Origin of the sequence: Pseudomonas sp. (genome assembly GCF_002796985.1) — a bacterium.
Classification (GTDB): Bacteria; Pseudomonadota; Gammaproteobacteria; order Pseudomonadales; family Pseudomonadaceae; genus Pseudomonas.
Genome location: NZ_PEKX01000009.1, coordinates 419586 through 444022 on the forward strand (window position 1 = coordinate 419586; position 24437 = coordinate 444022).

The 24437-nt window shown below is 65.8% G+C and carries 25 protein-coding genes; 6 read left to right on the forward strand and 19 right to left on the reverse strand.

Going from position 1 to position 24437, the window contains the following annotated elements:
• Positions 1 to 8 precede the first annotated feature (8 nt).
• From CTR55_RS16310 to ubiE, 9 genes are all read right to left on the reverse strand, one after another.
• Positions 9 to 716, reverse strand: coding sequence for a 16S rRNA (uracil(1498)-N(3))-methyltransferase (locus CTR55_RS16310; protein WP_296287696.1), 708 nt, complete (start codon positions 714 to 716; stop codon positions 9 to 11).
• Positions 713 to 1510 carry a twin-arginine translocase subunit TatC gene (tatC, locus tag CTR55_RS16315; RefSeq protein ID WP_296287697.1) on the reverse strand — a complete coding sequence of 266 codons (798 nt, stop codon included), beginning with the start codon at positions 1508 to 1510 and terminating at the stop codon, positions 713 to 715. Before tatC ends, CTR55_RS16310 begins: the two co-directional genes overlap by 4 nt.
• On the reverse strand, positions 1507 to 2010 hold the full coding sequence (tatB, locus tag CTR55_RS16320; RefSeq protein ID WP_296287699.1) for a Sec-independent protein translocase protein TatB: 504 nt from the start codon (positions 2008 to 2010) through the stop codon (positions 1507 to 1509). The genes tatC and tatB overlap by 4 nt, the downstream gene beginning before the upstream one ends.
• Before the next feature lie 3 nt (positions 2011 to 2013).
• Positions 2014 to 2262, reverse strand: coding sequence for a twin-arginine translocase TatA/TatE family subunit (locus CTR55_RS16325; RefSeq protein ID WP_296287700.1), 249 nt, complete (start codon positions 2260 to 2262; stop codon positions 2014 to 2016).
• Positions 2263 to 2287: 25 nt separating this feature from the next.
• Complete coding sequence (locus tag CTR55_RS16330) at positions 2288 to 2626, reverse strand: phosphoribosyl-ATP diphosphatase (RefSeq protein WP_296287702.1); 339 nt, start codon at positions 2624 to 2626, stop codon at positions 2288 to 2290.
• A complete protein-coding gene (gene hisI, locus CTR55_RS16335) occupies positions 2616 to 3029 on the reverse strand; it encodes a phosphoribosyl-AMP cyclohydrolase (RefSeq protein WP_296287703.1) in 414 nt (137 codons plus the stop codon). The genes CTR55_RS16330 and hisI overlap by 11 nt, the downstream gene beginning before the upstream one ends.
• An 84-nt stretch (positions 3030 to 3113) precedes the next feature.
• Positions 3114 to 4721: a ubiquinone biosynthesis regulatory protein kinase UbiB gene (gene ubiB / locus CTR55_RS16340; protein WP_296287704.1), complete on the reverse strand. Its 1608-nt coding sequence runs from the start codon at positions 4719 to 4721 to the stop codon at positions 3114 to 3116.
• A complete protein-coding gene (locus tag CTR55_RS16345; RefSeq protein ID WP_296288000.1) occupies positions 4718 to 5344 on the reverse strand; it encodes an SCP2 sterol-binding domain-containing protein in 627 nt (208 codons plus the stop codon). Before CTR55_RS16345 ends, ubiB begins: the two co-directional genes overlap by 4 nt.
• On the reverse strand, positions 5341 to 6123 hold the full coding sequence (gene ubiE, locus CTR55_RS16350) for a bifunctional demethylmenaquinone methyltransferase/2-methoxy-6-polyprenyl-1,4-benzoquinol methylase UbiE (protein WP_151189072.1): 783 nt from the start codon (positions 6121 to 6123) through the stop codon (positions 5341 to 5343). Before ubiE ends, CTR55_RS16345 begins: the two co-directional genes overlap by 4 nt.
• Before the next feature lie 141 nt (positions 6124 to 6264).
• Between ubiE and CTR55_RS16355 the strand changes: the two genes are divergently transcribed.
• From CTR55_RS16355 to CTR55_RS16365, 3 genes are all read left to right on the forward strand, one after another.
• Positions 6265 to 6540: a polyhydroxyalkanoic acid system family protein gene (locus CTR55_RS16355; RefSeq protein WP_296287709.1), complete on the forward strand. Its 276-nt coding sequence runs from the start codon at positions 6265 to 6267 to the stop codon at positions 6538 to 6540.
• A gap of 170 nt (positions 6541 to 6710) precedes the next feature.
• Positions 6711 to 7121, forward strand: a complete 411-nt coding sequence (locus CTR55_RS16360; protein WP_296287711.1) for a phasin family protein — start codon at positions 6711 to 6713, stop codon at positions 7119 to 7121.
• A gap of 10 nt (positions 7122 to 7131) precedes the next feature.
• On the forward strand, positions 7132 to 8013 hold the full coding sequence (locus CTR55_RS16365; protein ID WP_296287712.1) for a phasin family protein: 882 nt from the start codon (positions 7132 to 7134) through the stop codon (positions 8011 to 8013).
• Between the two features lie 75 nt (positions 8014 to 8088).
• Here CTR55_RS16365 and CTR55_RS16370 read toward each other — a convergent pair whose 3' ends face one another.
• The 10 genes from CTR55_RS16370 to CTR55_RS16415 all read right to left on the reverse strand — a co-directional run bounded on the left by CTR55_RS16370 (position 8089) and on the right by CTR55_RS16415 (position 21689).
• The gene (locus CTR55_RS16370; protein WP_296287714.1) at positions 8089 to 8703 is read right to left on the reverse strand and encodes a TetR/AcrR family transcriptional regulator; all 615 of its coding nucleotides are present in this window, start codon (positions 8701 to 8703) and stop codon (positions 8089 to 8091) included.
• Between the two features lie 245 nt (positions 8704 to 8948).
• Positions 8949 to 10631, reverse strand: coding sequence for a class II poly(R)-hydroxyalkanoic acid synthase (gene phaC, locus CTR55_RS16375; RefSeq protein ID WP_296287715.1), 1683 nt, complete (start codon positions 10629 to 10631; stop codon positions 8949 to 8951).
• A 343-nt stretch (positions 10632 to 10974) separates the two neighbouring features.
• Positions 10975 to 11979 (reverse strand): poly(3-hydroxyalkanoate) depolymerase, encoded by a 1005-nt coding sequence (phaZ, locus tag CTR55_RS16380; RefSeq protein ID WP_296287717.1) that lies wholly within the window; start codon positions 11977 to 11979, stop codon positions 10975 to 10977.
• A complete protein-coding gene (gene phaC / locus CTR55_RS16385) occupies positions 11976 to 13655 on the reverse strand; it encodes a class II poly(R)-hydroxyalkanoic acid synthase (RefSeq protein ID WP_296287719.1) in 1680 nt (559 codons plus the stop codon). Before phaC (CTR55_RS16385) ends, phaZ begins: the two co-directional genes overlap by 4 nt.
• 484 nt (positions 13656 to 14139) lie before the next feature.
• The gene (locus tag CTR55_RS16390) at positions 14140 to 14511 is read right to left on the reverse strand and encodes a DUF971 domain-containing protein (protein WP_296287720.1); all 372 of its coding nucleotides are present in this window, start codon (positions 14509 to 14511) and stop codon (positions 14140 to 14142) included.
• Between the two features lie 92 nt (positions 14512 to 14603).
• Positions 14604 to 15944, reverse strand: a complete 1341-nt coding sequence (hslU, locus tag CTR55_RS16395; RefSeq protein ID WP_296287721.1) for an ATP-dependent protease ATPase subunit HslU — start codon at positions 15942 to 15944, stop codon at positions 14604 to 14606.
• Between the two features lie 28 nt (positions 15945 to 15972).
• The gene (gene hslV / locus CTR55_RS16400; protein ID WP_015475179.1) at positions 15973 to 16509 is read right to left on the reverse strand and encodes an ATP-dependent protease subunit HslV; all 537 of its coding nucleotides are present in this window, start codon (positions 16507 to 16509) and stop codon (positions 15973 to 15975) included.
• 144 nt (positions 16510 to 16653) lie between these two features.
• Complete coding sequence (locus tag CTR55_RS16405) at positions 16654 to 17439, reverse strand: SPOR domain-containing protein (RefSeq protein ID WP_296287722.1); 786 nt, start codon at positions 17437 to 17439, stop codon at positions 16654 to 16656.
• 6 nt (positions 17440 to 17445) lie between these two features.
• Complete coding sequence (gene argS, locus CTR55_RS16410) at positions 17446 to 19185, reverse strand: arginine--tRNA ligase (protein WP_296287723.1); 1740 nt, start codon at positions 19183 to 19185, stop codon at positions 17446 to 17448.
• A gap of 242 nt (positions 19186 to 19427) precedes the next feature.
• A complete protein-coding gene (locus tag CTR55_RS16415; protein WP_296287724.1) occupies positions 19428 to 21689 on the reverse strand; it encodes a primosomal protein N' in 2262 nt (753 codons plus the stop codon).
• 175 nt (positions 21690 to 21864) lie between these two features.
• On the opposite strand from CTR55_RS16415, the gene rpmE reads away from it, so the two are divergent.
• From rpmE to CTR55_RS16430, 3 genes are all read left to right on the forward strand, one after another.
• Positions 21865 to 22080, forward strand: coding sequence for a 50S ribosomal protein L31 (gene rpmE, locus CTR55_RS16420; protein ID WP_296287726.1), 216 nt, complete (start codon positions 21865 to 21867; stop codon positions 22078 to 22080).
• Positions 22081 to 22156: 76 nt separating this feature from the next.
• Positions 22157 to 22909, forward strand: a complete 753-nt coding sequence (locus tag CTR55_RS16425) for a thermonuclease family protein (protein WP_296287727.1) — start codon at positions 22157 to 22159, stop codon at positions 22907 to 22909.
• Between the two features lie 2 nt (positions 22910 to 22911).
• On the forward strand, positions 22912 to 24357 hold the full coding sequence (locus CTR55_RS16430) for a M48 family metalloprotease (RefSeq protein ID WP_296288001.1): 1446 nt from the start codon (positions 22912 to 22914) through the stop codon (positions 24355 to 24357).
• The last annotated feature ends 80 nt before the right edge of the window (positions 24358 to 24437 follow it).

A 24437-nucleotide genomic window follows, 5' to 3' on the forward strand; every position in this document is an offset into this window, starting at 1 on the left:
GGTTTGAGTTAGAACAGTCGTGCCAGGAGAGCGGTCACGGCAGTCTCGACGCGCAGAATGCGTTCGCCCAGTTGCACGGGGTTCAGCCCGGCTTCCCGCAGCTTGTCGACCTCGTAGGGAATCCAGCCGCCTTCGGGGCCGATGGCCAGGGTCACCGGCTCGCTCAGCGCGCGCGGGCACTCGGGCCAGGGGCCGGGATGGCCGATCAGGCCGAGGCTGCCGGCGGCCAGCGCAGGCAGGCGGTCCTCGACGAAGGGCTTGAAGCGCTTCTCGATGATCACCTCGGGCAGCACGGTGTCGCGGGCCTGTTCCAGGCCAAGGACCAGTTGCTCGCGCACGGCCTCGGGGTCGAGGAAGGGGGTTTGCCAGAAGCTTTTCTCCACCCGGTAGCTGTTGAGCAGCACCAGGCGCGGCACGCCCATGGCAGCAACGGTCTGCAGCACGCGGCGGAGCATCTTCGGGCGGGGAAGGGCGAGCAGCAGGGTGAGCGGCAGCTTGGCCGGCGGGGGCTGCTCGAAGTTGACCTGCAACTCGGCTTCGTTGGCTTCCAGGCGCAGCAGGTGGCCTTCGCCCATCAGGCCGCCGAGGCGGCCGACACGCATCCGGTCGCCGCTTTCGGCGCGATGGACTTCCTGCATATGGATCAGGCGGCGGTCGCGCAGGATCACGCGGTCCGCCGCCACGAAGTCGGCGTCGTCGAGCAGCAGCAGGTTCACGGGCGAGTGGCCGGAGGCTGGTCGCCCTTGGACTCTTCTTCGTCTTCTTCCGGGCCGCGCTTGCGGATCAGGTGGCTGAACAGCACGCCGGCCTCGAACAGCAACCACATTGGCACCGCCAGCAGGGTCTGCGACAGCGGGTCCGGCGGGGTGAGGATCATGCCGACGACAAAGCAGCCGATGATCACGTACGGGCGGATCTTCTTCAGGTAGGCCACGTTGACCACCCCGATCCATACCAGCAGCACGGTGGCCACGGGAATCTCGAAGGCGAGGCCGAAGGCGAACAACAGGGTAAGGAAGTCCAGGTAGCTGTTGATGTCGGTCATCGGTGTCACCCCTTCCGGGGCCGAGCCGAGGAAGAAGTGGAACATCAACGGGAACACCAGGAAGTAGGCGAAGGCCATGCCGGCGTAGAACAGCACGATGCTGGAGGCCAGCAGCGGCAGGGCGACGCGCTTCTCGTGCTTGTACAGCCCTGGCGCGATGAAGCCCCAGACCTGGCCGAGGATCACCGGCATGGCGAACAGCACGGCGACGATCATGGTCAGCTTGAGCGGTGCGAGGAAGGCCGACGCCGGGTCGATGGCGATCATCGTCGCGCCTTCGGGCAGGAAGCGCCGCAGCGGCTCGGAAGCCAGCGAGTAGATCTTCTGCGAGAAGTACAGCAGGCCGATGAAGATCACGAAGATCGCGATCACGCAGCGCAGCAGGCGATTGCGCAGTTCGGTCAGGTGCGAGACCAGGGGCATTTCCTGGTCTTGTTCGGGCTGGTCGGGCTTTTCGGCGCTCATGGGGTACGCGGCGTCTCGGGCGATGCGGGCGGCTGGCTCGGCTCCTGCGTTTGCGGCGCAGCAGTGGGCTCGGCCGGTGCGGCGGGGGGCGCTTGCGGGGTGGCAGGCGCGAGGCCCGCTCCCGGCAGGCTGTTCAGGCGGCTATTGGGCGCGATGCTCGGCGCTGCAGCGGGCGCGGCGGGCGGGCTCTGGCCCTCCGACGGCGCCTGCGACAGCGGGCTGAGGCTTTCCTCGACCTGGGATTGCAGGTCGGTCAGCGGCGCCATCAGCTTCTTGGCGTCCTGCTCCATCTGCAGGATGTGCTCGTTGTGCAGCTGGCGGCGAATTTCATCCGCGCCCAGCTCACGCTCCACTTCCATCTTGATGGCGTTGAAGCTGCGCTTGAGCCGGCCGATCCACAGGCCGGCGGTGCGCGCGGCACCCGGCAGGCGATCGGGGCCGAGCACCAGCAGGGCGACGAGCCCCACCAGCAGCAGTTCGCTGAAGCTGATACCGAACATGAATCAGTCCTTGCGCGCCGGCTCTTCGACCTTCTGCGCCTGGGCGTCGATGGTGTGCGGCTGGTTCAGCGACGGGTTGCCGGTGGCGGCGTTCGGGTCCTTCTTCTCTTCTTCCTCGGTGTTCATCGCCTTCTTGAAGCCCTTGATGGCTTCGCCGACGTCCGAACCCAGGTTCTTCAGGCGCTTGGTGCCGAAGACCAGGACCACGACGATCAGGATGACGACCCAGTGTTTCCAGTCAAAGATGCCCATGTTGTTCTCCTTGAAGTAATAGCGTTCAGGCCGACGGCTGGCGTGCCGCCTTCTCGTCGTGCCCGGAAAGGCCGAAGCGGCGGTCCAGCTCGTCCAGTACCGCCTGTGGGTGCTGGCCGAGGGAGGCGAGCATCACCAGGGAGTGGAACCAGAGGTCGGCCGTTTCGTAGATCAGGTCCGAGCAGTCGCCACTGATGGCGGCATCCTTGGCGGCGAGAATGGTTTCCACCGACTCCTCGCCCACCTTCTCCAGAATCTTGTTCAGGCCCTTGTGATACAGGCTGGCCACGTAGGAACTGTCCGCTGCGGCATTCTTGCGCGCTTCGAGGACTTCCGCCAGACGGGCGAGGGTATCAGTGCTCATGGGGTTTTCCTGTACCTACGTGGGAGTAAATGGCATCCGGGTCCTTGAGGACCGGGTCGACGGTCTGCCAGGTACCGTTCTCGAACACGCGGTAGAAGCAGCTCTCGCGGCCGGTGTGGCAGGCGATGCCGCCCAGCTGTTCGACCATCAGGATCACCACGTCGGCGTCGCAGTCCAGGCGCAGTTCGTGCAGCTTCTGCACATGGCCGGACTCTTCGCCCTTGCGCCAGAGCTTGCCGCGCGAGCGCGACCAGTAGATGGCGCGGTGCTCGGCGGCGGTGAGGGTGAGGGCCTCACGGTTCATCCAGGCCATCATCAGCACGCGGCCGGTGCGATGGTCCTGGGCGATCGCCGGTACCAGTCCATCGGCATTCCAGTTGATTTCGTCCAGCCAGTCTTTCATCTCGGGTTCCGTACAGCGGGCCTATGCAGGGCCCGGAGCCACTTTTCTCTAGTGGTTAAGTGTGCCAGCCGGTGCGGCCACTGGCTATCGGCGCAGAATCAGATACAGACCACCGGCCAGCATCGCCCAGGCCGGCCAGGCCGCGAGACTGTGGGTCGCCAGCCCGGTTTCGGCGGCGCCGGCAACCAGCACTGCGCCAATCAGCCGCGCCGGCCAGGCGTTGGCCATGCCGACCTGGACGCCGTTCAGGCGCGCTTCGGGCTGTGGTTCGCGGGACAGGCGCTCCAGCGTGTCGCGGGTCATCTGCGCCAGGTGGGGAATCTGTTCGATGTGTTGCTGGGCGTTGCGCAGCAGGGTGCCGGGGCTGACGCGCTCGCGCATCCAGCGCTCCAGGAACGGCTGCGCGGTGGTCCACAGGTCCAGCTCCGGGTAGAGCTGGCGGCCGAGGCCTTCGATGTTCAGCAGGGTCTTCTGCAGCAGCACCAGTTGCGGCTGCACTTCCATGTTGAAGCGCCGCGCGGTCTGGAACAGGCGCAGCAGCACCTGGCCGAAGGAGATGTCCTTGAGCGGCTTCTCGAAGATCGGCTCGCAGACGGTACGGATGGCCGCTTCGAAGTCGTTGACCTTGGTTTCCGCCGGCACCCAGCCCGAGTCGATGTGCAACTGGGCGACCTTGCGGTAGTCGCGCTTGAAGAAGGCGATCAGGTTGCGCGCCAGGTAGTCCTGGTCCTCGTCGGTGAGGCTGCCGACGATGCCGCAGTCCACCGCGATGTATTGCGGGCTCCACGGCGTGCGGGTGCTGACGAAGATGTTGCCGGGGTGCATGTCGGCGTGGAAGAAGCTGTCGCGGAATACCTGGGTGAAGAAGATCTCCACGCCGCGTTCGGCCAGCGCCTTGAAGTCGGTGCGCTGGTCGCGCAGGGTGTCCAGGTCGGTGACCGGGATGCCGTAGATGCGCTCCATCACCAGCACCTTGGGGCGGCACCAGTCCCAGTAGACCTGAGGCACGTAGAGCAGCGGCGAGCCTTCGAAGTTGCGCCGCAGTTGCGAGGAGTTGGCCGCTTCGCGCAGCAGGTCCAGCTCGTCGTAGATGGTCTTCTCGTAGTCGCTGACCACTTCGGCCGGGTGCAGGCGGCGGGCGTCGGCGGAGATGCGCTCGGCGGTGCGGGCGAGGATATGCAGCCAGGCGATGTCGGAACGGATCACCGGCTCCAGGTTCGGGCGGATGACCTTCACCACCACGTCCTCGCCAGTCTTCAACTGTGCGGTGTGCACCTGCGCTACCGAGGCGGAGGCCAGCGGCTCACGCTCGAAGCGGGCGAACACCTGCTCGATCTTTGCCCCCAGTTGCTGCTCGATGAGCGCCACGGCCTGTTCCGGCGGGAAGGGCGGTACCTTGTCCTGGAGGAAGGCCAGCTCCAGGGCGATGTCGTCGGGCAGCAGGTCACGGCGGGTAGAGAGAATCTGGCCGAACTTGATGAAGATCGGCCCGAGGTCTTCCAGCGCCAGCCGGATGCGCGCGCCACGGCTGAGTTCAAGCGGCTTGCGCGGCAGCCAGCGCCACGGCAGCAGGCCGCCCAGCAAACGCAGCCACCAGGGCAGGAAGGGCAGTTCGAGGACCATGTCGTCCAGGCGGTAGCGGATGGCTACGCGCTGGATGCGCAGCAGACGGCGGATGGCGAGCAGCTTCATGCGTCGGGCTTGATCTTCTGGGTCAGGCGGGTGATCCGCGCGTCGAGGCGGTCGAGGGATATCTTCAACTGGTCCAGCTCGGCGAAGCGTGCTTCGGCTTCATGCTGGCCGACCAGGGTGCGGCTTTCCTCGGCGAGATAATCGGCGAGGCTCAGGCGCAGGCTCTCCAGGCTGTCGCCGGCCCAGGCCATGCCGCCGCGCAGACGCGCGCCAAGCAGGCTCGCAGGCACCGGGCCGAGCCAGCGGGAGACTTCGTACTCCCAGTCCAGCTCCAGGCTCTGGAGGATGTCGGCCAGCTCCAGCAGCATCGCGCTGTCGCCGCCCATGGTCACTTCAGGGCTGTGCAGGACGCGGGTCTTGTCCTTGGCCAGCGCCAGTTGCAGCAGGCTGCCGGCCGGCGCGACGAGGGTGCAGTCGGCCGGCGCCTCGTGGTGCGCGGCCAGGTGCAGGCCGTCGGCGTCGGGCAGGATGAACAGCCTGAGCGCAGGCGCCTGGCAGTCCACTTCCAGCACCTTGCCGGCGAGCCGGCCAAGACGCCGCAGCGCCACGCCGTCGAGCCGCAGCACGCGGTTGACGGTGGCTTCGGCGCTGGCCAGGGCGGCCTGCAGGAGCAGGGTCATCAGGGCTTGATGCCGCGGTGCAGGGCGACCACGCCGCCGGTCATGTTGTGGTAGGTGACACGGTCGAAACCGGCCTCCACCATCATCGACTTCAGCGTTTCCTGGTCGGGGTGCATGCGGATCGATTCGGCGAGGTAGCGGTAGCTCTCGGAATCGTTGGTCACCAGCTTGCCCATCAGCGGCAGCAGGGTGAAGGAGTAGGCGTCGTAGGCCTTGGACAGCAGGCTGCTGGTGGGCTTGGAGAACTCCAGCACCAGCAGGCGACCGCCGGGCTTGAGCACTCGCAGCATGGAGCGGATGGCTTCGTCCTTGTGGGTGACGTTGCGCAGGCCGAAGGCGATGGTCACCGCGTCGAAGTAGTTGTCGGGGAACGGCAGCTTCTCGGCGTCGGCCTGGACGAAGTTGACGTTGCCGGCGACGCCGCTGTCGAGCAGCTTGTCGCGGCCGACCTTGAGCATCGAGGCGTTGATGTCGGCCAGCACCACTTCGCCGGTCGGGCCGACCAGGCGGGAGAACTGGCGGGTCAGGTCACCGGTGCCGCCGGCGATGTCCAGCACCCGGTTGCCGGCGCGCACGCCGGACAGCTCGATGGTGAAGCGCTTCCACAGACGGTGGACGCCGCCGGACATCAGGTCGTTCATCAGGTCGTACTTGGCGGCGACCGAGTGAAACACCTCGGCGACCTTCTCGGCCTTCTCGCTCTCGCGCACGGTCTTGTAGCCGAAGTGCGTGGTGGGATCGGCGCTGTCCTGGCCGGCTTGGGGCTTGCGCGGTTCGCTCATGGCATTTCTACCCTGGAAGTCAGTGGCGGGCATTCTAACAGGAAGCACGGAAAACGCCGCCCCGGTCACGCCCCTGGCGGGGTGCGGCGATACGGCGCGGCGCGTATGATCGGCAAAGTCAGTCATTCGCGGAGTTCCAGCATGTCCCGTATCCACGTCGAACGTTCCCACGCCCTCGGGCTTGAAGCTGCCCGCGCCAAGGCGGAAAAACTCGCCGACAAGCTCACCCGCGAACATGGCGTGAGCAGCGAATGGCAGGGCGATACCCTGCTGTTCAAGCGCAGCGGCGTGGACGGGCGCATCGAAGTGGGTGCGGACAAGGTTGCGGTGGACGTGAAGCTGGGCCTGATGCTCTCGGCCATGGGCGGCCTGCTCAAGGGCGAGATCGAACGCGCGCTGGACAAGGCCCTGGCCTGATTTCCTCCGGCCCCGCTCCCCGTGGGGCCCTACCGCTTTCCGAGCGGCGCAGGCTTTCCTACAAAGCCTGGTATGTGTTTTCTAATTTTCCCCGATACCTTGGCTCACAGTCCCGCCTGATGCGGGCCGCTATTCGACATCATCGAATCTGAACCCTGTGAGGTATCACCATGACCAAGGCCGTCAGCAAGAAGAAAGTCGTAGAACTCGAATCCTCCCTCTACACCGATGCCAAGCACTACGCCCGGCAGATCTGGCTGGCAGGCCTGGGCACCTATGCTCGCGTGGGCGTCGAAGGCAGCGAGTACTTCAGGGATCTGGTGAAGGCTGGCGAGTCCGTGGAGAAGAAGGGCCGCGACCTGGTGAGCACCCAGATCGATGCCGCCAATGACACCGTCAAGGGTCGTCTGCACAGCGTCAAGGCCAAGCTCAACTTCGACAAGATCGAAGAGGCGTTCGACGCCCGCGTCTCCTCCGCCCTCAATCGCATCGGCATTCCCTCCAGGCGTGATGTGGAGGCGCTCTCTGCTAAGCTGGATGAGCTGAGCGCAGTGCTCGAGCGAGTCGCGAAAATCCAATAAGGAGAGCGGGATGGCTGGCAAAAAAACTACCGATAAAAAAGAGTCCGGCTGGATCGGCGAGGTCGAGAAATACTCGCGGCAGATCTGGCTGGCTGGCTTGGGGGCCTACTCGAAGGTCAGCAAGGATGGCAGCAAGGTGTTCGAGACCCTGGTCAAGGACGGCGAGAAGGCTGAGAAGCTGGCCAAGACCGAAGTCGAGGGCGCGGTGAAGACCTCCGCCCGTTCCGCGAAGTCGCGCGTCGATGCCGTCAAGGGCGCCGCGATCGGCAAGTGGGGCGAGCTCGAAGAGGCCTTCGACAAGCGTCTGAACAGCGCGATCTCGCGCCTGGGCGTACCGAGCAGCCGTGAAGTGAAAGACCTGCACAGCAAGGTCGACAGCCTCACCAAGCAGATCGAGAAACTCACCGGCGTCAGCGTCGCCAAACCGGCTGCCAAGGCCGCCGCCAAACCTGCAGCGAAAGCCGCCGCGAAACCGGCTGCGAAGCCCGCTGCGAAGACCGCGGCCGCCAAACCTGCGGCGAAGCCTGCAGCCAAGCCGGTAGCCAAAGCAGCCGCCAAGCCTGCTGCGAAGCCGGCTGCCAAGGCTGCGGCCAAGCCCGCCGCGAAACCGGCTGCCAAACCCGCTGCTGCGAAAGCCGCTGCGAAGCCGGCCGCCAAAGCCGCGGCCAAGCCCGCTGCAAAACCGGCTGCTGCCGCCAAGCCTGCCGCTGCGAAACCTGCAGCCAAGCCCGCCGCGGCGAAGAAGCCGGCCGTGAAGAAGCCTGCTGCGCCCAAGGCTGCCGCCAAACCGGCCGCTGCTCCGGCTGCCACCCCGGCACCGTCGGCTCCTGCCGCTGCGCCGGCCGTGACGCCGTCCGCCGCCGCTCCGGCCGCGCCGTCGTCCCAGGCCTGATCGGTCTGCTGCAACACCCACGCCCGGCCTCGTGCCGGGCGTTTTCATTCCATCAAGGGTGAACCAAGGGGTGGGTCAGGGCGCGAGGTAGCGTTTGGCGAGCCGCTCGGCGATCAACTGCGAGTCCGGGCGCAGGTGCGGCGCCACCAGCATCATCACCTGGAACACCACGTGGCGGATGTCGGCCTGGTGGCCGAGGATGCGCTGGTAGTCGAGGGAGAACAGCAGGGTCAGGGTGATCTGCTCCACCAGCTGGCCGAGTGCGTCGGTATCGCTGGCCAGTTCATCCTGCGCCTTGAGCTGTGCCAGCAGAATAGCCAGGGTGCGCTTGAGCTGGTTGAGCCAGGCGCGTACGCCACGGGCGAGCTTGGGCAGGCGCCCGGCGAGGTTGGAGAGGTCCTGGAAGAGGAAGCGGTAGTGCGCCAGGCGTTCGACGATCAGGTGCAGGAACAGCCAGTAGTCCTCGGCACCCAACTGCACGTCGGCGGGCGGGTCGAGCAGTGGCGCCAATTCGTCCTGGAAGCGCTCGAACAGCACCAGCACCAGCGGCTCCTTGCCGTGGAAGTGGTAGTAGAGATTGCCGGGGCTGATGCCCAGTTCGGTGGCGATCTGCAAGGTGGATACGTTGGGCTCGCCCTGCTCGTTGAACAGCTGCAGGGCGCATTCGAGAATCCGGTCGCGCGTTTTCATCCGTGTTCAGGTTCCAGCCGCAGTGGGCCCGACGATAGCCTCGGTGAGCCGTGGCCCGCAATTGCCGACGCGCAAACTTTCGAGGTGTTGGCCGACCTGTAGGAGCGAGCTTGCTCGCGAACCTCGCCGGGAGTGCATGGCATCAAGCGGTTCGCGAGCAAGCTCGCTCCTACGAAGATCAGAACAGTACCAGTGGTGGGCGCGCAGCGAACAACCCGCAACGGGTTGCCCGTTCCATAGTTGCATCAACGCACGTGCACGTAAGTCCCCGGCGCCGCTTCCTTGGGCGGGTACTCGGCGTTGCCCAGCTCGAAGTTCACCGGCCGGCGCTCGCCCGAGCGCTGCTGGATCCACTCCAGCCATAGCGGCCACCAACTGCCCTCCTGGCGTTGGGTGTCGTAGTACCAGGCGCGCGGATCGGAGCTGATCTTGCCGTTCTCGAAATAGCAGGCCTTGGGGTTGCCCGGAGGGTTGAGGATGCTCTGGATGTGCCCGCTGTTGGACAACACGAAGCGGCTGTCGCCACCCAGCAACTGGGCCGAGCGATAGACCGCATCCCATGGCGTGATGTGGTCGGTGATGCCGGCGACGTGGAAGTTGTCCACGGCCACTTTCTTCAGGTCGACGGCGGTGCCATTGACCTCCATGGCGCCAGGGCGGGCCAGCGGGTTGTGCTTGAAGAAGTCGAGGAAGTCCCCGTGCAATGCGGCGGGCAGGCGGGTGTTGTCGTTGTTCCAGTAAAGGATGTCGAAGGCCGGCGGCTGCTTGCCCAGCAGGTAGTTGTTGACCCAGTAGTTCCAGATCAGGTCGTTGGGGCGCATCCAGGCAAAGATCTTCGCCATGTCGCGGCCATCCAGTACGCCGTGCTGGTAGGAGCGGCGCTTGCTGCTCTCCAGGGTTTGCTCGTCGGCGAACAGTGCGGCGGGGGTTTCCACCTGGCTGTCCAGCAGGCTCACCAGGTAGGTGGCGCTGGCGATCTTGCGCAGTTGCCGGCGCGCCTGTAGATGGCCCTGCAGTGCGGCGATGGTCAGCCCGCCGGAGCAGGCGCCCATCAGGTTGACGCTGCGGCTGCCGCTGATCGAGCGGCAGGCCTCGATGGCTTCATCCAGCGCCTTGACGTAGGTCGACAGACCCCACTCGCGGTGGCGCGCGTCGGGGTTTCGCCAACTGACCATGAACAGCTGCAGATTGTTCTTCAGCGCGTACTGGACGAAGCTTTTTTCCGGGCTGAGATCGAAGATGTAGAACTTGTTGATCTGCGGCGGCACGATCATCAGGGGTTTGGCGTGCAGGTGCTCGCCCATCGGCTTGTACTGGATCAGCTCCAGCACTTCGTTGCGGAACACCACGGCTCCCGGCGTGGTGGCCAGGTTCTGGCCGATCTCGAAGGCGCTGCGGCTGACCTGGCTGGGCATGCCGCCGTTGTGCATCAGGTCGTCGAGCAGGTGTTGCACACCCTTCACCAGGCTCTGCCCACCGGTGTTGAACAGCTCCTTCACAGCCAGCGGGTTGAGCAGGGTGTTCGACGGCGAGGCGGCGTCGGAGAGGATCGACAGCAGGAAGCGCGCGCGGGAGCGGTCATCGTGGTTCAGGTCGCTCTCGTCGACCCAGGCCAGCAGTTGTTTCTGCCAGGCCAGGTAGGTCTGCACGGTGCGCCGGTAGAACGGGTTCAGGCGCCAGGACGGGTCCTGGAAGCGCGCATCCTGCGGGCTGGGCTGCAACGGCGAATCGCCGATCAGCACCTTGCCCACCTGCTTGCCGAAGGCCGCCAGGTGTTTCGCCGAATGCATCGGCTGGCGTACTCCCTGCATCGCCAGCAGGCGCAGGGTGGACAGCATGTCCTTGCCGCGCAGGCCGACCATCGCGCTCTGCGCATTCATGTATTCGGTAGGGGCGGGGACGCTACCCGGCTCAGCTTTCTCTCGCATGAACAGCACTCCGTAAAGGGTCCGACCTGCCAAAGGCGAAGCAAGGGCTGTACCGGAGTCGGGAAGACCCCGAGCCAGACGCCTGCCGCCAGTTCGAGGGGTGTGCACGGGTATCGACGCGAGAGGGCGACTGCCCGAAAACAGGGCAGTGGATCAGCAGCCGGGTTGCCCTGCGGGCACCCTGGAAGGTGACCGCAGCACTGGTCCCGATTCAGGCGCTACGTGTCGATACCCGTGAACACGCCTGTTTGTTGTTCGGCTCTTTAAAAAAAGTGCCTGCGCAGCGATCGGTCAAGGCAGGATGCCCGCCGACTGTGACGATGCTGTGATGCTCCCGCCGGCCTCAGCTGGCCTTTGGCGCGAACGGGCGGGGGTGAATGACCGCGCGCTGCCGTTCTTCCTGGAGGAATTTCATGATGATCGGCGCCACGGTTTCCGCGCGGGTCACCAGGAACAGGTGGCCGTCGTCGATCACGTGCAGTTCGGAGTTGGGAATACGCCACGCGATCATGCGCATGTTGATCAGCGGGATGATCGGGTCGTCGTCGCCGGCCAGGATCAGCGTCGGCTGACGGATCTTGTGCAGCCAGTGGATGCTGGTCCAGCCCAGGCCCGCGAACAACTGCCAGTAGTAGCCCATCTTGCCGGAGGAACGCACCTTGCTGGCGAAGGCCATGGCCAGCTTCGGGTCGCGGCGGAAGGCGCCGCCGTAGATGTCCGGGGCGATGTGCACGCCGTAGGACGGCTGGATGTAGCGCCGCGGGCTGGCCATGCGCCAGAGCACCCGTGGCTTGCCTGGCACCATCACCGCCCCGGCGGCGGTAGCGGCGAGGATCAGCTTCTTGCAGCGCTCGGGGTAGTCATGGGCGAACTGCTGCGCCAGGGCGCCCCCCCAGGACACGCCAATCGCCGTGACCTGCCCATAGTCCAGGTAATCAAGCATGCGCGCCGCCAGCTTCGCCAGACCGGGGAAGCGGTATGGCTTGCTGGGTGTGGACGAGCCGCCGACGCCGGGGACGTCGAAGGCGATGACTTCCAGGTCCGGGTCCAGCGCGGCGACGAAGGGGAAGACCAGTTCCAGGTTGGCGCCGATGCCGTTGAAGATCAGCAGCGGCGTCATGTGCCTCTTGCCGGGGCGCACGGCGGTGCGGATGGTCTGCCCGTCGAGCTCGATGGTGCGGAACTCGAAGGGCTGCGCTGCCGGCGCCTTGCTCGGCAGTATCTCCTCGCTGCTGCGTTTGCTGCGCGCGCGCCGGCTCGTCGGCGCGGCCGCTTCCACGGCCTGCGACGATTCTGGGGTGTTGGCGTCGTCCTCGGCGCCGGCCTGCGGGAGAAGTTCTGTTTTCATCGTTCGTGTACGTAGGTTCCAGGGGCGGCTTCGCCAGCCGGGTGGGCCTTGTTGCCCAGCGCGGTCGGTGCCTTGCGCGTCTTGCCCGAACGCTCGGCGAGCCAGTTCTGCCAGTGCAGCCACCAGGAGTCGGCGTGCTTGCTGGCGTTTTCCTGCCAGGTCTTCGGATCGGCCGACAGCTCGGGGCCGGTCATGAAGCGGGCCTTGGGGTTGCCGGGCGGGTTGAGGATGCTCTGGATGTGCCCGCTGTTGGAGAGGATGAATTCACACTTGCCGCCCAGCAGACGGGCGGAGCGGTAGCAGGCTTCCCAGGGCGTGATGTGGTCGGACAAGCCGGCCACGCAGTAGAAGTCGCAGGTGATCTGCTTGAGGTCGATCGGCGTACCGCCCACTTCCAGCGCGCCGGCGCGGGTCAGCGGGTTGGTCTTGAACATCTCCACCAGCTCGCCGTGCAGTGCGGCCGGCAGGCGCGTGGTGTCGTTGTTCCAGAACAGGATGTCGAAGGCCGGCGGCTGGTTGCCCAGCAGGTAGTTGTTGACCCAGTAGTTCCAGATCAGGTCGTTGGGGCGCATCCAGGCGAACACCTTGGCCATGTCCTTGCCTTCGAGGACGCCGGACTGGTACGAGCGGCGCTTGGCGGCCTCCAGGGTCTTCTCGTCGGCGAACAGGGCGATCTGGGTGTTCAGCTCGAAGTCCAGCACGCTGACCATCTGGGTGAAGGCGTTGACCTTCTTCTCGCCCAGCGCGGCGTAGTGGCCGAGCAGGGTGACGGTGGTGATGCCGCCGGAGCAGGCGCCGAGCATGTTCAGGTCCTTGGCGCCGGTGATGGCCAGGACCGCATCGATGGCTTCCTTCAGCGCTTCGATGTAGGTGGTCAGGCCCCACTCGCGCTGCGCCTTGGTCGGGTTGCGCCAGCTGACGATGAAGGTCTGCACCTGGTTGCGCAGGCAAAAGCGCGCCAGGCTCTTCTCCGGCGACAGGTCGAACACGTAGAACTTGTTGATCTGCGGCGGCACCACCAGTAGCGGGCGCTCGTGCACGCTCTCGGTGATCGGCTTGTACTGGATGACTTCCAGCACGTCGTTGCGGAACACCACCGCGCCTTCGGTCACGGCCAGGTTCTTGCCGACCTCGAAGGCTTCCATGTTGACCTGGCTGGGCATGCCGCCGTTGTTCACCAGGTCCTTGGCCAGATGGGTGAGTCCGTCGAGCAGGCTCTTGCCGCCGGTCTCGAAGAAGCGCTTGACCGCTGCCGGGTTGGACAGTGTGTTGGTCGGCGCCATGGCCTCGGTCATCAGGTTGATGACGAACTGACCGCGGCTGATGTCCAGGGCGGACAGGTTGCTGTCGCCGATCCAGGTGTGGAGTTCCTTGCGCCAGGCCAGGTAGGACTGCAGGTAGCGGCGGTACAGCGGGTTCTGGCTCCAGGCCGGATCATTGAAGCGGCGGTCGTCGTCCGAGGGCTTGAGTTCGGATCGGCCGAGCAGGACGTTCTTCAGCTCCAGGCCGAAGTGAGTCACGTGCTTGGCGCTGTGGAGCGGCTGCTTGATCGCTTGCAGCAGCACCATGCGGGCAGAGGTGAGCAGGTCCTTGCCCTGAATGCCGATCACCGGGCTGAGGTTGAGGGTGTTTTCCGCGGCTTGTTGGGGTAGATCGCTATTGTTCTTCTGGGTCATCGGCGACGCTCCATTGTCCTGAGACGCATACTGGCGGGGCTCACCTTTCGTGACGGGGGCCAAGTACTGCTCGAGGTTGCGGAACGTGGAGAGGGCTCCACGCGATTCATCACTTGGCGGCATCACTGGTCAATCAGGGAGACCCAAGTTCTGCGCACTAAAAGCTCCGTGCACGCACTGCCTTGGTTACCCGAGTTTCCTTCGCCGCGCAAGCTAGTGCGGCGTGGGCCATCTCCTAGGAGTATGTCGGGAAAAGTTAGAAAACGCGCCCTAGAGCGGGGGCGTCTCGCCAATCCCGTGGTGGCGTCCACGCACGCAGCAGTCTGCAACGGGAATGTTGCAAATGGCGTGCCCTGGAGCGATTGCCCGACGAAGGTTGGTGCGGAGGGTGAAACGGGGAGGAAAGATCGAACGAGTTGGAGGGGCGAGGCGATAGGGGTGTTGATCTTGTAGGCGCGAGCTTGCTCGCTCCTACAGAGGAAGCCTACAGCATGAGTTTAACGACGGACTCCGACGGGTCGCGCGACTTGCCGGCTTTCTCCAGCTGCGCCAGGTAGTCGGCCCACAGCTCGTCATGGCGCACGCACAGCTCGTAAAGGTAGTCCCAGGTGAACAGGCCGCTGTCGTGGCCGTCGTCGAAGGTCAGCTTGAGTGCGTACTGCCCGGCCGGCTCCAGGTTGCTCAGGCCGACATTCAGCTTGCCCACCTGCAGCACCGGGTTGCCGTGACCCTGGACTTCCGCCGACGGCGAATGCACGCGCAGGAATTCGGCGGGCAGCTCGTAGGACTGATCCCCATAGGTCAGCGAAAGCTTTTTCGAGGCCTTGTGCAGCTTGATGGCGGAAGGAATGCGCATGGACGGCTCCTGAACGGCGATCCCGGCATTGTAGCGCCGGCGGAAAAACAACGGGGCGCCCTGAGGCGCCCCGTCGCAGCGATGTGGATCGCTTACAGGATGTAGCGGGACAGGTCTTCGTCCTGGGCCAGCTCGCCCAGGTGGCCGTTGACGTAGCTCGCATCGATCACGATCGGCTTGTCGCTGTGCTCGCTGGCAAGGTCGGCAGCATCGAAAGACACCTCTTCGAGCAGGCGCTCGAGCAGGGTGTGCAGGCGACGGGCACCGATGTTCTCGGTCTTCTCGTTGACCTGGAAGGCGATCTCCGCCAGGCGCTTGATACCGTCGGCGGCGAACTCGATGTCCAGGCCTTCGGTCTTCAGCAGAGCGGTGTACTGCTCGGTCAGCGACGCGTGCGGCTCGCTGAGGATGCGCTCGAAGTCGCTCGGGCTCAGGGCTTTGAGCTCGACGCGGATCGGCAGGCGGCCCTGCAGTTCCGGCACCAGGTCGCTGGGCTTGGACAGGTGGAACGCGCCCGAGGCGATGAACAGGATGTGGTCGGTCTTCACCATGCCCAGCTTGGTGTTCACCGTGCAGCCTTCGATCAGCGGCAGCAGGTCACGCTGCACGCCCTCGCGGGAAACGTCGGCACCGCCGACGTTGCCGCGCTTGGCGATCTTGTCGATCTCGTCGATGAAGACGATGCCGTTCTGCTCCACGGCTTCCAGGGCGCGGGCCTTGAGGTCTTCTTCATTGACCAGGCGCTGGGCTTCCTCGTCGCGGATCAGCTTCATGGCCTCGGCGACCTTCAGCTTGCGGCTCTTGCGCTTGCCCTTGCCCATGTTGGAGAACAGGTTCTGCAACTGGTTGGTCATCTCTTCCATGCCGGGCGGGGCCATGATTTCCACGCCCGAAGGAATGTCGGCGACCTCGATGTCGATTTCCTTGTCGTCCAGCTGGCCTTCGCGCAGGCGCTTGCGGAACAGCTGGCGGGTGTTGGAGTCCTCGCGCGCCGGCTCGTCACCGAAGCCGGCAGTGCGCGCCGGCGGCAGCAGGGCGTCGAGGATGCGCTCTTCGGCGGCGTCTTCGGCGCGGTACTTCACCTTCTGCACTTCCTGCTCGCGGAGCATCTTGATCGCGGCATCGGCGAGGTCGCGGATGATCGACTCGACGTCACGGCCGACGTAGCCGACTTCGGTGAACTTGGTCGCTTCCACCTTGATGAACGGCGCGTTGGCCAGCTTGGCCAGGCGACGGGCGATTTCGGTCTTGCCGACGCCGGTCGGGCCGATCATCAGAATGTTCTTCGGCGTCACTTCGGCGCGCAGCTCGGCGGGCAGCTGCATGCGCCGCCAGCGGTTGCGCAGGGCGATGGCGACGGCGCGCTTGGCGTCGTCCTGGCCGATGATGTGACGGTTGAGTTCGTGGACGATCTCGCGGGGAGTCATGGACATTTGACGTGCTACTCCGGAACGACAGCGCTTAGATGGCGCTGTCGAGCTCCTCAAGGGTCAGGTTCTGGTTGGTGAACACGCAGATGGAGCCGGCGATGTTCAGTGCGGTCTCGGCGATCTCGCGGGCGCTCATGTCGTCGCTGCCTTTCTGCAGCAGGGCCAGGGCCGCTGCCTGGGCGAAGCCGCCGCCCGAGCCCATGGCGATCAGGCCGTGCTCGGGTTCGACCACGTCACCGTTGCCGGTGATGATCAGGGATGCGTCCTTGTTGGCCACCGCCAGCATGGCTTCCAGGCGGCTCAGGGAGCGGTCGGTACGCCAGTCCTTGGCCAGCTCGACAGCGGCGCGCACCAGGTGGCCCTGGTGTTTTTCCAGCTGCTGCTCGAAGCGTTCGAAGAGGGTGAAGGCATCGGCGGTGGCGCCGGCGAAGCCGGCCAGCACTTCACCGTGGTACAGGCGGCGGACTTTCTTCGCGTTGCCTTTCATCACGGTGTTGCCCAGGGAAACCTGGCCGTCGCCGCCCATGACGACTTTGCCGTTACGGCGGACAGATACGATGGTGGTCAAGGGTCTTACTCCACACTAGCGGGGCGATGTGCCCGAATGCAGAGTCAGATGGGGACTAGGAAGGCGGGGTTCAAGTCCTGCGCCGGACGAGTAGCGCGCATTTCGCGCGCCGCCCGTCGGCGCAAGCCTTGGAGCAGCTGGGGTTCAGCGGGTCTGGCGCTGCTGTAACAGCAGGTTGCTGAAACCGTTGCCGGCGAGTTGTTTCTGCGCGGCGGAGGCCTTGGCGCGGTCGCCATAGGGGCCGACCATGACGCGGTACCAGGTTTCGTCGCGGACGGTGCCGGACTCCACGCGGGCGTTCTGGCCCATCATGATGATCTGCGCGCGCAGGTGGTCGGCGTCGGTCTGTTTGCGGAACGAACCGGCCTGCAGGTAGTACTGGGTCGCGGCCACGGCCGGCGGCGGCGTCGGCTTGGCGGCGTCGGCGGCCGGTGCTTGCGGCAGGGCCGGCTTCTGCGCACTGGCCACCTGGGTCGCCGGCTTGACCACCGCGGGCGGCGGCGGGTTCTGCCCGCTCAGGGCGGCCAGGGCGCGCTGGGTGTCGATCTTCTCGGCTTCTTCCTTGGTCGCGACCACGGTCGCTGGCGGCTGCGGCTTGGCCGGCGGCGGCACGGCTTCCGGCGGCACGGCGACTTCCGAACCCGGCAGCAGGGTATAGAAGTCGTACTTGGGCTTCACCCCGGTTGGCGCGGCCGGTTGTTGCGGCTGCACGGTGCCGGAGGGCTTGTTGGAGCCAACCACGGTCTTGGCCGCCTCTGGCTTCTCGCGTTTGACGTCGTTGCGACCCGGCTCCAGCTTCATCAGGAACATGATGAAGCCGCCGATGGCCAGGCCGGCGACCAGCCAGACCCAGCCGGGGACCGAAGTCTTCTTGGCCGGGGCCTGGTAGCGGCTGGCGCCGCGCTTGGGAGCGGGTTTCTTCTTCGCCATGGGTGCTTACATGCGCTCCAGGGTTTCCAGGCCCAGCAGCTCCAGGCCCTGCTTGAGGGTGCGGCCGGTCAGCGCGGCGAGGCGCAGGCGGCTTTCCTGTTGCGCCGGGTCTTCGGCGGTGAGGATCGGGCAGTGCTCGTAGAAGCTGGAGAACAGGCCGGCGAGCTCGTACAGGTAGGCGCAGAGGATGTGCGGGACACCCTTCACGGCGACGTTGTTGAGCAGGTCGGTGAACTGCGCCAGCTGCGCGGCCAGGGCGATTTCCTGCGGCTGCTGGAGGACGATCTTGCCACCCACTTCGTCATAGGTCTTGCCCAACTTGCGGAAGATGCTCGCCACGCGGGTGTACGCATACAGCAGGTACGGCGCGGTGTTGCCCTCGAAGCTGAGCATCTGCTCGAAGTTGAAGCTGTAGTCGCTGGTGCGGTGCTTGGACAGGTCGGCGTACTTCACCGCGCCGATGCCGACGGCGTGGGCGATCTGGTGCAGGTCCTGCTCGCTGAAGTCGGGGTTCTTGCCCTTCACCAGGGTGTAGGCGCGCTCCTCGGCCTCGATCAGCAGGTCGATCAGCTTCACGGTGCCGCCGTCGCGGGTCTTGAACGGCTTGCCGTCGGCGCCGTTCATGGTGCCGAAGCCCATGTGCTCCAGCTCCATGCTGGCCGGGACGAAACCGGCGCGGCGGGCGACTTCGAACACCTGCTGGAAGTGCAGGGCCTGGCGCTGGTCGACGAAGTACAGCACGCGGTCGGCGTGCAGCACCTTGTGCCGGTAGCGCATGGCGGCGAGGTCGGTGGTGGCGTAGAGGTAACCGCCGCCGGCCTTCTGCACGATCACCGGCAGTGGCTCGCCTTCGGCGTTCTTGAATTCGTCGAGGAACACGCACAGGGCGCCGTCGCTCTCGACCAGCAGGCCCTTGGCGGTGAGGTCGGTCACTACCTGCGCGAGGTCGTCGTTGTAGGCGCTCTCGCCCTTGACGTCGGCCATGGTCAGCTTCACGCCCAGCAGGTCGTAGACCTTCTGGCAGTGCGACAGGGAAATGTCGTTGAAGCGGGTCCACAGGGCGATGCACTTGGGATCGTTGGCCTGCAGCTTCACCACCAGCTCACGGGCACGGTCGGCGAACTCGGCGGACTCGTCGAAGCGCTTCTTGGCGGCGCGGTAGAAGACTTCCAGGTCGTGCAGTTCGGCCTGGGCGTCCACCGGTTGCTCTTCCAGGTAGGCCAGCAGCATGCCGAACTGGGTGCCCCAGTCGCCCACGTGGTTCTGGCGAATCACGGTGTCGCCGAGGAATTCCAGTACGCGGCTGACGGCGTCGCCGATGATGGTCGAGCGCAGGTGGCCAACGTGCATTTCCTTGGCCAGGTTCGGCGAGGACAGGTCCACCACCACGCGTTGCGCGGCACCGGCCTTGCGCACGCCGATGTGGCCGTCGGCCAGGGCCTTGTCGAGGCTGGCGGCGAGCCAGGCCTGATCCTGGAAGAAGTTCAGGAAGCCGGGGCCGGCGATCTCGACCTTGGCCACTTCCGGGCTCTGCGGCAGCGCGGCGACCAGCTTGGTCGCCAGGTCGCGCGGCTTCATGCCGGCCGGCTTGGCCAGCATCATGGCGATGTTGCTGGCGAAGTCCCCGTGGGTTCGGTCCTTGGTGTTCTCCACCTGGATGTCAGGCGTCAGGCCGGCCGGCAGGGTGCCGTCTTCGGTGAGGCTGACAAGGGCTTGCTGGATCAGGTGGCGAATCGTGTCTTTCATGGTTTTCTCCGTGCTCGCGTGCATCCGGCGCGCGCGACCGGTTATCGGGCTCAGAACCGCGCATTATCCGTGGCCGGGCATGGCTTGCCAACCGCGGAGCGCTCCTTGTTCAGTCTCGCCGCTGCGCCGTCTGTCGCGACTGATGGAAGTCAATGTAGGACGGATGCGCAAGACTGGTCGGTTTTGTTCGTACGGATCGCCTGTCAGAACAGACGCTCCGCTGGATTTGTCGGGGTGGTTCGTCAAAACAGGTCGATGGGGTCCACGTCCAGTGACCAGCGCACCTGGCGCCCGCTGGGCATGCCTTCGAGTGTCAGCAGCCAGGGCGTGAGAAGACGGTGCAGCGGTGCGCGGGCCGTACTCATCAGTAGCAACTGGGCACGGTAGCGACCGGCGCGGCGCTCCATGGGAGCCGGCACCGGGCCGAGGAGCTCGACGTCGTGGCCGAGGGTCGCTTGCAGTCGCTCGGCCTCGGCGCAGGCCTCATCGAGGAAGCCTTCGGCCTGCCCTGGCTTGTGCGCCTCGGCACGCAGCAGCGCCAGGTGCGAGAACGGCGGCAGGCCGGCGGAGCGGCGCTCGGTGAGGGCCTGGTCGGCGAAGGCGAAGTAGCCCTGCTCGGTGAGCTGCACCAGCAGCGGGTGGTCGGCCAGGTGGGTCTGGATCAGTACACGGCCCGGTTCCTCGGCACGCCCGGCACGGCCGGCGACCTGGACGATCTGCTGGGCCATGCGCTCGCTGGCGCGGAAGTCGGCGGAGAACAGCCCGCCGTCGGCATCGAGGATCGCCACCAGGGTGACGCGCGGAAAGTGGTGCCCCTTGGCGAGCATCTGCGTGCCGACCAGGATGCACGGCTCGCCTTTGTTGATAGTGGCGAACAGGTCGCGCATGGCGTGCTTGCGCGAAGTACTGTCGCGGTCGATGCGCAGCACCGGGTAATCCGGGAAGAGGATGCGCAGGCGCTCCTCGGCGCGCTCGGTGCCGGCGCCGACCGGGCGCAGGTCCACCGTGCCGCATTTCGGGCAGTTGCGCGGCGGCCGCTCACGGTGGTCGCAGTGGTGGCAGCGCAGCTCGCCGCTGCCCTGGTGCACGGTCATCCGCGCATCGCAGCGCGGGCACTGGCTGATCCAGCCGCAGTCGTGGCACAGCAGGGTCGGGGCGAAGCCGCGGCGGTTCAGGTAGACCAGCACCTGCTGGCCGGCGGCCAGGGTTTCCTTGATCGAGCGTTGCAGCGGCATGGAAATGCCCGAGTCCAGCGGCAGGCTTTTCACATCCAGCCGGTGGAATTTCGGCTGGTGCGCGCCGCCGGCGCGCTGGGTCAGGCGCAGCAGGCCGTAGCGGCCGCTCTGGGCGTTGTGCAGGCTTTCCAGCGCCGGTGTGGCCGAGCCCAGCAGGATCGGCACATTCTCTAGCCGCGCGCGCACCATGGCCAGGTCGCGGGCGTGGTAGCGCAGGCCTTCCTGCTGTTTATAGGAGGCGTCGTGTTCCTCGTCGATGATGATCAGGCCCGGATGCTTCAGCGGGGTGAACAGCGCCGAACGGGTGCCGATGATGATGTCCGCCTCGCCATCGCGGGCCGCCAGCCAGGCGTCGAGGCGCTCGCGGTCGGTCAGCGCCGAGTGCAGCAGGGCGATGCGCGCGTTGAAGCGGCGCTCGAAGCGGCTCAGGGTCTGCGGGCCGAGGTTGATCTCGGGGATCAGCACCAGCGCCTGCTTGCCGGCTTCGAGGGTTTCACGGATCAGCTGCAGGTAGACCTCGGTCTTGCCGCTGCCGGTGACGCCCGCCAGGAGGAAGCTGTGGAAGCTGCCGAAGCCGGCGCGCACGGATTCGAAAGCCGCGCGCTGCTCGGCGTTCAATGGCAGCTCCGCCTGCGCCAGCCAGGGGCCGTGGTGCGGCTGCACGTTGTGGACGCGGACCTCCAGCGAGACCAGACCCTTTTCCTGCAGCAGGTCGAGGCTGTCCTTGTTGATCTGCAACTGGCTGAGTAATTCGTGGGCGACGCCGTGGGGATGCTGCTTGATTATTTTCAGCGTCTCGCGCTGGCGCGGCGCGCGGGCCAGGCGTGGGTCGTCCTCGCGGGCGCCGGGTTCGGCATGCCAGAAACGCTGCTGGCGCGCCTCGGCGGGATCGCCCTGGCGCAGCAGGTTGGGCAACGCCCAGGAAAAGGTGTCGCCCAGGCTGTGCTGGTAGTACTGCGCCGTCCAGCGGCACAGCTCGAGCAGGTGTGCCGGCATTGGCGGCTCGCGGTCGAGCACGGCCAGTGCGGGGCGCAGCTTGTCCGCCGGAACCTCGGAGGTCTCTACCTTGTCCACCAGCACGCCGACCATTTCGCGACGACCGAACGGTACGCGCAGGCGCACGCCCGGCTGCAGGTGTGACACGTCGACCCCGCGCGGAGGCAGGTAATCGAACAGGCGGCGCAGCGGCGAGGGCAGGGCGAGACGAAGGATGGAGGGTGCGGGCACGCGACGGATTCCGGGGCGGCGAGGAGCGTCGGATGGTAGCATGGGCGATGCGACGGTCGGTCATGCCTGATCTTGCGTTGAAAACGTTCTCTGGTATGATCCACGCCCTTAATTTGCGTGCGGTGCCCGGTAAAAGATCCCGCCCGCGGTCCTCGATGGCCGTGGCTCGGCTTCTGCCAGAGACTGGGTGGCGGCACACCACCGAGAGGAAGAGACCATGAAACCGGAAATCCATCCCGCGTACGAAGACATCGAAGCTACCTGCAGCTGTGGCAACGTGATCAAGACCCGTTCCACCCTGTGCAAGGGCATTCACCTGGACGTCTGCTCCGAGTGCCACCCCTTCTACACCGGTAAGCAAAAGGTTCTGGACACCGGCGGCCGTATCGACCGCTTCAACCAGCGCTTCGCCCAGTTCGGCGTCAAGAAGTAAGAGCGATTTCCGGGAAAGGCCTGCGATGGTTTTTCACGGCATCTCGAAAAAGGCGCCCCTTGTGGGCGCCTTTTTTATGGCTGTCCTTTTTTCCCTGGACGCCAGCGCCGCGGCTTGCCCGGAGCCTTCTGCGGCGGAAACCGTGCGCGTGGCGCGGGTGGTGGACGGTGACACCCTCAAGCTGGCCGATGGCCGCAGCGTCCGCCTGATCGGTGTGAACGCCCCGGAACTGGCCCATCACGGGCGCTCCGAAGAGGCTTTTGCCGTCGCCGCCCAGCGCCGCTTGCAGGCCCTGGTGGCGGCCAATGACGGTGAAGTCGGCTTGGTCCTGGGCCGGCAGGCCAAGGACAGGTACGGCCGCACCCTGGCCCACGCCTACGGCGCGCGCGGCGATAACCTCGAATCCCGGTTGCTCGCCGAAGGCCTGGGCTACCTTGTAGCTATTGCGCCGAATACCGACCTCACCGCCTGCCAGCAGGCCGCCGAGCGCGGAGCACGCAGCGCCAAGCTCGGCCTGTGGAAGCGCGCTCCGGTGCAGACGGCGGAACAGCTTCACGAAAGCGGTTTTGCGGTGGTGCGGGGGCGGGTCGAACAGGTACAACGCAATCGCGGCGGCCTGTGGATCGATCTCGACGGCCCGCTGGTGCTGCGGATCGAGGCGAAACTCGTGAAGCACTTCGATGATGCAACCCTGCGCGACCTCAAGGGTCGACAGGTGGAGGCGCGCGGTTGGGTCATCGACCGTGCCGAGCGCGGTAGCGTGAAACCCGGACAGGCGCGCTGGATGCTGCCCGTGACCGACCCGGCGATGATGGAGGTATTGCCATGAGCTTGCGCTCGATCGGAATTCTGGCCCTGCTGGCGCTCTTGAGCGCGCTCGGCGGCTGCGCCACCAACCCCGCCACCGGCAAGTCTGACTTCGTAATGATGAGCGAGCAGAGCGAGCTGGAGATGGGGCAGAAGTACAGCCAGGAAATCGCCCAGCAGTATCCACGCTACGCAGACGGCAAGCTGCAGGCCTATGTGCAACAGGTGGGCGAGCGGGTTGCTCGCGCCAGCGACCGGCCCAACCTGCAATACCACTTCACCGTCATCGATACCCCCGACATCAACGCCTTCGCCCTGCCTGGCGGCTACATCTATATCCACCGCGGGCTGATGGCGTATCTGGGCTCGGAAGCCGAGCTCGCCGCCGTACTCGGTCACGAGGTTGGCCACGTCACGGCGCGGCACAGTGTTCGGCAGCAGAGCCAGTCCAGCGCCTGGGGCATTCTCGGCCAGGCCGTGGCCATCGGCACCGGCGTCGGCGCCGCCGCCGACCTCACCAATGTGCTCGGCACCGCCTTCGTGCGTGGCTACGGTCGCGACATGGAGCTGGAAGCCGACGGCCTGGGCGCCAAGTACCTGGCCCGCGCCGGTTACGACCCCACTGCGATGATCCAGGTGGTGCGGGTGCTGAAGAACCAGGAAGACTTCGCCCGTGATGAAGCGGCGCGCAAGGGACAGGCGGCCCAGCCGGTCGGCTACCACGGGCTGTTCGACACCCACCCGGACAACGATCAGCGCCTGAAACAGGTGGTCGGCCCTGCCCAGGCCCTGGCCGGCAACGGCCAGCAGGAAGTCGGCGCCGAGCGCTACCTGAAGGCCATCGACGGCATGCCCTTTGGCGACTCCGCCTCCAGTGGCGTGCGCCGTGGGCAGAGCTTCTACCACTCGGAACTGGATTTCACCCTGACCTACCCGGCCGGCTGGGGCATCCTCAACCAGCCGAGCGCCCTGGTGGGCTTTACTGCCGACCAGCAGGCCTATATCGGCATGAAGCTGGTGCAGCGCGAGGGCCAGCTGACCCCGGCGGAATACCTGCGCAAGGGCACCGGTGGGCGGCTATCGAACGAAGAAAGCTTCCAGCAAGCCGGCCTTCAGGTTGCCACCGGCGTGGTACCCGGCTCGCCGGCGCGGCGGGTGGCAGTGGTCTACCAGAAAGACCGCGCCTACCTCTTCGTCGGTGCGGTCAAAGGCCGCGCCTCCCTGGAAAGCGTCGACGACCAGTTCATGCAGGTCATTCGCAGCTTCCGACCCATGCGCGCGGACGAGCAGAAGTACGCACAACCGCGCCGGATCGCCGTCGTTCAGGTCAAATCCGGGCAGACTGTCGAGCAGTTCGCGAAGGCTGAATCCGGTCCGGAAACTGACTCGATAAATCGTATACGTTTATTGAATGACTTGTATCCAACTGGTCAGCCAAAAGCTGGAGACTGGCTGAAAGTCGTACGCTAGAGGTCTTGACAGCAGGGGCTTGGGCTACCTTGGCAGGTGCGGGGTTTGTGCGTATGCTCGGACCCCCGTCTGTCCAACAA